The following is a 5,569-nucleotide window of genomic DNA, read 5'->3' as shown; positions in this document are numbered from 1 at the left end:
TCTGGTGACCAGGGTGACAAGAGCCGTATAAACCGAGAGGTTTACGTACGGATCTGTGGGAGCCGGGAGGTGAGATCCCTCCCGGCTACCCGACCGCGTGCACCATGATCGTTTCCCGGCACTTGGCCTCCAGGCGGCTTGCTAGTTGCGGCCTCGAAGTGGAAGTTGGACTGGGCGGGGCAGGGCGCGCAGACTTGCAACGGTCAGCACCAGGCAGAGAATCAGCAATGCCGAGCACTGGATGATCAGAGTGATGGTGTACGGCTGCATGGGGCCGGCGGCACCGAGCAGGAAGAGCGGTGAGCGAGCCGCGGCGATCGGCAACGCGACGACAGCGAGGGCCAATCGACAGGCCGGTCGGGTCTTGCGCGTCAGGCTTAGCAGGCCCGCGATCAAGAGCGCCGCTGCGGTCACACTGTGCGGATCGATCCAGCCGGCAATCCACATGGTGGGCTGACTGGGTGCGGCAGCCGTACCCCAAGCGTTGGTGAAGGCGAGCGCGATGGCAATGTGTATCGCGGCCAGGCTCAAAGGCAGGGCGGAGAGCTGTGGGGAGCGCCGCACCGGCGCATCCCGATGGTATGCGGTCAGCAGCGCCGCAACGGGCACTACAATGACCAGCACGTAGGGCCCGGAGTCGATGACCGACCGAGGCCAGGTGAGAATGTCGATCCCGAGCATGACCAGCACGTACGTCAGCCCCAGACCGCCCAGGAGCTTGGCTGCCCGCACTTTGCCGAGCGTGAGCGCGGCGAAGGCGGCGATCCAGACCAGGCTCTCCACTATCGACACGAGTTCCGACGCCTGTCCGCCGGGCGCGATGAGCGGCGATTGCCCCGGTCGATAGCCGAGGGCACGCAGCGAGAAGACTATGGTGATCCAGCTGATCGCGGCCTGGTAGCCCAGCCCGAGGAGAGCGGCCAGCCTGACCGCGTCACCGACGGCGCGCGAGCGGGGGGCAGCGCCGATACCGCCAAGCCTGATTCTGATCGCCAGTGCGGCGATGGAGGCGACCTCGCCCCAACTCGGTCGCGCGCTGTGCCCGTCATCATCTGGTCCAGCGCCTTGGAGGAAGGCCTCGACCATCTCCTCTTCGCGCTCGGCCCTGTAGAAGGCGGGCAGCATCTTGAGGATGAAGCGGTAGCGCTGCTCCAGGAGAGTCACGCCGGACCTCCGGCGGTGGAGGGCCGGATTCCGGAACCGCGCCGGTGGGCGCCGAGGCGTTCGGCAGCGATGTGGAGAGTGCCGGTCAGCCTGGCGAGCTCCCTCGCGAGCGCTTCTGCCCCGGCGTCAGTGATGCGGTAATAGCGGCGCAGGCGTCCCGAATACGCTTGCTCGTGGTCGAGTTCCACCAGGCCGTCGGCAGCCAACCGGTCGAGCACCCCGTACAGGGAGCCGATCTTGAGCTGCACGCTGCCCTCAGACAGCCGGTCGACTTCCTGCACGATCCCGTAGCCGTGTCGCGGCTCGTCGAGGAGTGCTGTCAAAGCCAAGAACATCGGCTCCGTCATAATCACCTTGCCATCATAACCTGTATGGCAGGATATGACAGTAGGCAGGTTAGGGGTGGCGTTCTGCAGCATGGCGGCAGTCTGCGGCAACGTCTGGGCAGCACGGGTGGACTGCAGAGCTGTTTCGGTCTTCGTTTGGTAGTGACTGCCAGCACCACCCGAGCCCGAGCCACCCGGCCCCGGCCACCCGCCAAGCAGACGGCACAGATCCCCGATGCCGTCGTCAGCCACTACGCCCGGCTGCTGGACGACTCCGGCATCATGGCGTTGATCCACGCCGAGCTCGGCCCACGCCCCGGACCGGCGAGAGTGCCGATCCGGGCGGTGCTCGTCTGTCTGATGGTCTCGATCCACCACAGCGGCAAAGCCACCCTGACCGAAGCCTGGCGGCTGTCCGCCTTCTGCCTCTCTGCGGCCGCCCGACAGCAGCTGGGACCGGTCACCGACCGGCCGCCTGCCGACGATCCGCATGCCTGCCTGGCTGACAATCGGCGTTTCTATCGCGCCTCCGACCGGCTCACCAGCCTGCTGGACCCGGCCCGGCACGACCGTCGCACACGCCTGCCTCAGCACGAGGCCGACCTGCTCGCCACCGCCCGGGAAGACGACGATCCCGACCACACCCGCAAGCGGGACCTGCTGCAAGACCTCGTCACCGCGCTCGTGCTCACCCCGGCCCGCTGGAGCAAAGGCCGCGGCTACCTGGCAGGATTTGGCGGCGACGTCGGCATCGACACCACCGCCGCCCCGGTCTTCGCCCGCCCGCCCCGAGCTCGCCGCTCCACCGGCGAACTGATCGCCTCCACCGAGATCACCGCAGGCTGGCACCACTCGGCCGGCAACGACCCGCCCGAGTACGGCTACAGCGCCACCCTCACCGTCGCCGCCCGCACCCGCTCGGCACTCGGCCTTTTCCCGCAACTGGCGCTCGGCCTGGTCCTCGACACCCCGCACAAACGCATCGGCGCCAATGCCATCTCCACCCTCAAGCTCCTGGCCACGCTCGACCTTCCTACAGCCTTCGCCGTCGTCGACCGTGCCTACACCGACCAGCAACCCGCCCATTTCGCCCAGCCCGCACGCGAACTCGGCTACCGACTCGCCCTCGACTACAAGGCCGACCAGCGCGGAGTGCAGGGCAGTGCCCACGGCGCCCTGCTCATCGACGGCAGCCTCGCCTGCCCGCTCCTCCCCGACAGGCTCGCCCAGGCGACCACCGGCCTGGACGACGCCGCCATCCGCGCCCCGTCGGAGGAACTCACCGCGTTGATCAGCGCGCGGGAGCCGTACTTGCTGCGCCTCAAGCAGAGCCCGAACACCAGCGGCACTGTCCGCTTCCAATGCCCGGCAGCAGGCACCTCCCCCTCGGTCACCTGCCCCCCGCTTCGACCGCCTCCACCAGCGCGGGCCCAGCCGTCCCACCACGGTCGACCTGACCGACGCTCGGCAGCGAGCCGCTCACCCGGCGGCGAAACCCCGCGTCCTGCCCCCGAGTCCCGACCACAAGCCCGGCGAACTGCCGAAGATCTGCCGCCAGCAGACCATCACTGTCAGCAAAGGCGACCTGGGCCATCTCGACAAATTCCGTCAGGATCTGCCCTACCTCAGTCCCGCCTGGATCGGGACCTACAAGTCCGTCCGCGCCAACACCGAGGGGATCAACGGCAGAGTCAAGGGACATGACCTCGACCTCGGCGACCCCAAGAACCGGCTCGCCCACGGCCGCGTCGCCCAGACCATCTTGGCCGCGCTGATCGTCGCCGTCGCCAACGACCACTTCCTCGACCACTGGCGCCACACCCAGCAGCCTCCAGACGAGCCCGACACCTCGGCCGACGTCGTCGAAATCCCAGCAGATCAGGTCGACCGCACGCTGCTCCCGGGTCGGAGCAGGCCACCACCTATCCCATAAGCCGCAATTCAGATCACCCTGTCGCAGCACCCAGCCCGGCGTCGGCTTCGCCATGCCCAACGACGCGAACTCGGTCCTCGACCAGCGGTCTGACACCACCTGGACCTTCCCGGGCACCTGCTCCGCAGCTCTCAAACCAGGACGAACCCGATTCGGAAACCCCTGAAACGACGAGATCCCGCCCGATCGTGATGATCAGACGGGATCCCGTCAACTTCAGTCCAGCCGTTTCAAGAACGGCCCCGTGAGGCGCTGCGCAGGCTCGTCCAACGCTAGGGGGATGATGCCGAGCGCGAGCAGGCCACCCGCATGCAGTCGCACTACTGGGTGGACCCCCAGCGGGCGGTGTCCCTGGTGGCCCTGGCCTTGGAGGAGGAAGCCAACTTCGGCCGCCGCCTGCTCGGCTACGACTCGATCAGTGACGCGGACGTGGACGCGGCCCTCATGGCGGTCGTCGACGCCCACACCGCCGCCGAGCAGCGCGAACTGATCGTGTTGCACTCCGCCCGTGCTCGCGGCCGCCCCTGGGAACAGATCGCCGAGCTGCTGAGCCACAGCCTGCCCGCTCCCACTGCCGTAATCGCGGCCCAGGCCAAGGCCCGGCTTGGGGCGTTGCGTAAGAAGTACCCCTACACGGCCGGCCGACTGCCCCGCACGGTCACCAGCACCCCCGCCGCCCCTTCGGAGCCGTCATGACCAGCTCGGCCCCCGCGCCCGGCCCAGCTGCTGTTCCCGGCGCCGAGTTTCACGCAGCGCTGCCCGAGCTGCGTACCCTGAGCGAAGCGCTGTACGGCGCACTGTCGCAGCCGATGAACCAGGCCGACCCGTACGCCGAGATCGCCTGGCAACTGGCCAAAGCTCTGGCGTTCCTGCTCAACGCTGCCGACCGGTCCGGCGACCGCGCGGCGCTGCTGGAGGGGCTGGGCCAGGTCAGCGACTCCACCGCCACTGCCGCCTTCCGTGCCCGTGCGCTGCTGGCCGCCGGCGTGCCCGTGCTCGCGCTGGCCACCGGCCGCGCCGCTGATCGCGAGAACCGCACCGCGCTCGGCGACAGCCTGACCACCCGCGTCACCGCCGAGCTGCTGACCGCCGACGAGCACGGCGACAGCTACGGCGGCCCGGGTGACGTGATCGACGGGATCTTGACCACGATCCGCACCAGCCCGTCGGGGCGCTCGGCGTGCCAGGCAAACCTGTAGACCGCTTCGTGGATCTCCTTGTCCGGAAGTGAGCCGTCGGCTGCCGCCTTCTCGAGACGTACGACGATCTCCGCCGCCTGCCGGCTCATGAAGGCCCGGTCGTGTTCCTCGCCCTCCTCCAGGTGGGAACGCATCGACCATTGCGCCCACACGACCAGGCCGACCACCGTGAGCGCCGCGAGCAGCAGGACGACGATGACGCCGGTCAGCAGCTTCGGCAAGCAGCCGACCGGCGTCGCCTCTGGCTCGTCGAGGTCCAGCACGTTTTGACGTTACCTCTATGAGCCCTTGTAGCCGATGGCGCTCAGCACGTTCTGCACCGCGGTGGCGTACCCCGTCGTGCCGGCCGCCCTGGGATGGAAGGACTCCCGGCTCAGGCAGAACGTGCTGTTGCTGACGCAGAACGGCGTGGCCGGGTCACCCTTGTGGAAGTCGCCGTCGCCGTTGGGCCCGTTGACGATCGCGTTGATCCATTCGTCCGCGTCACAGGCTCCGTGACCGGAGAAGGTCGGCACCGGGTGGGAGTAGGCCACCTTGACCGGGATCGGCGAGCTGGCCAGCTTGCCCACTATGATTCCCCGGTCCCTGTGCCGGTCGCCGCGCCCGCCGGGCTGGTGGTCAGCGCGACAGCGACAGCCGCTCCGGCCACCACCGTGGCCAGGGCGGTCAGTGCCGCCTTCGAGGTCTGCATGGGGGTGCCCTTTCCGCGAGGGGGAACGCGGCGTCATGCTCGGTCGCCGCGTTACCGCCCGTCACTGCGAGGGCCGCCCTCGCCCCTTCTGAAGTGCGGGAACGTGTGAAACTTTCACGCCTTGGGATCGTCGCCGATGACCGGGTCCGTGTGCGTGTCCACGTCCACGGCCGAGCGGGCCACGACCGCTCCCTCGCTGACCAGGGCGACGTGCAGGCGGCCGCTGGTCCAGCCGTCCGGCAGCGCGGCGCGTACC

General features: G+C 68.7%; 8 protein-coding genes. 3 read left to right on the top strand and 5 right to left on the bottom strand.

All coding sequences use genetic code 11. The annotated features are described in order from the left end of the window. Positions 1-141 precede the first annotated feature (141 nt). Complete coding sequence (locus tag AB0J71_RS49710; protein ID WP_364421425.1) at positions 142-1,164, bottom strand: hypothetical protein; 1,023 nt, start codon at positions 1,162-1,164, stop codon at positions 142-144. Then, positions 1,161-1,583 carry a PadR family transcriptional regulator gene (locus tag AB0J71_RS49705; protein ID WP_352328438.1) on the bottom strand — a complete coding sequence of 141 codons (423 nt, stop codon included), beginning with the start codon at positions 1,581-1,583 and terminating at the stop codon, positions 1,161-1,163. Before AB0J71_RS49705 ends, AB0J71_RS49710 begins: the two co-directional genes overlap by 4 nt. Positions 1,584-1,652: 69 nt before the next feature. Here AB0J71_RS49705 and AB0J71_RS49700 point away from each other — a divergent pair, with 69 nt between their 5' ends. From AB0J71_RS49700 to AB0J71_RS49690, 3 genes are all read left to right on the top strand, one after another. Further along, a complete protein-coding gene (locus AB0J71_RS49700; protein ID WP_364421423.1) occupies positions 1,653-3,194 on the top strand; it encodes a hypothetical protein in 1,542 nt (513 codons plus the stop codon). Between the two features lie 538 nt (positions 3,195-3,732). After that, positions 3,733-4,119: a hypothetical protein gene (locus AB0J71_RS49695; RefSeq protein ID WP_364421421.1), complete on the top strand. Its 387-nt coding sequence runs from the start codon at positions 3,733-3,735 to the stop codon at positions 4,117-4,119. Next, positions 4,116-4,622, top strand: coding sequence for a hypothetical protein (locus AB0J71_RS49690; RefSeq protein ID WP_352328435.1), 507 nt, complete (start codon positions 4,116-4,118; stop codon positions 4,620-4,622). The genes AB0J71_RS49695 and AB0J71_RS49690 overlap by 4 nt, the downstream gene beginning before the upstream one ends. On the opposite strand, the gene AB0J71_RS49685 is transcribed toward AB0J71_RS49690, so the two are convergent. From AB0J71_RS49685 to AB0J71_RS49675, 3 genes are read right to left on the bottom strand one after another with little or no spacing between them, the layout of a single operon-like run. Continuing rightward, on the bottom strand, positions 4,532-4,885 hold the full coding sequence (locus tag AB0J71_RS49685) for a hypothetical protein (protein ID WP_364421419.1): 354 nt from the start codon (positions 4,883-4,885) through the stop codon (positions 4,532-4,534). The genes AB0J71_RS49690 and AB0J71_RS49685 overlap by 91 nt on opposite strands. A gap of 15 nt (positions 4,886-4,900) precedes the next feature. Next, positions 4,901-5,191, bottom strand: a complete 291-nt coding sequence (locus tag AB0J71_RS49680; protein WP_364421416.1) for a hypothetical protein — start codon at positions 5,189-5,191, stop codon at positions 4,901-4,903. Next, the gene (locus AB0J71_RS49675) at positions 5,191-5,313 is read right to left on the bottom strand and encodes a hypothetical protein (protein WP_364421414.1); all 123 of its coding nucleotides are present in this window, start codon (positions 5,311-5,313) and stop codon (positions 5,191-5,193) included. The genes AB0J71_RS49680 and AB0J71_RS49675 overlap by 1 nt, the downstream gene beginning before the upstream one ends. Positions 5,314-5,569 lie beyond the last annotated feature (256 nt).

Origin of the sequence: Nonomuraea sp. NPDC049637 (assembly GCF_040675235.1) — a bacterium.
Taxonomy (GTDB): Bacteria; Actinomycetota; Actinomycetes; order Streptosporangiales; family Streptosporangiaceae; genus Nonomuraea.
The sequence above is the reverse complement of the archived record's forward strand: the minus strand, read 5'-3'. Positions and strand labels throughout refer to the sequence as shown.

Coding starts and splice junctions, on each gene's coding strand:
- AB0J71_RS49695 (WP_364421421.1), top strand. CDS start 3,733: ATGCAGTCGCACTACTGGGTGGACCCCCAGCGGGCGGTGTCCCTGGTG.
- AB0J71_RS49690 (WP_352328435.1), top strand. CDS start 4,116: ATGACCAGCTCGGCCCCCGCGCCCGGCCCAGCTGCTGTTCCCGGCGCC.
- AB0J71_RS49675 (WP_364421414.1), bottom strand. CDS start 5,313: ATGCAGACCTCGAAGGCGGCACTGACCGCCCTGGCCACGGTGGTGGCC.
- AB0J71_RS49705 (WP_352328438.1), bottom strand. CDS start 1,583: ATGCTGCAGAACGCCACCCCTAACCTGCCTACTGTCATATCCTGCCAT.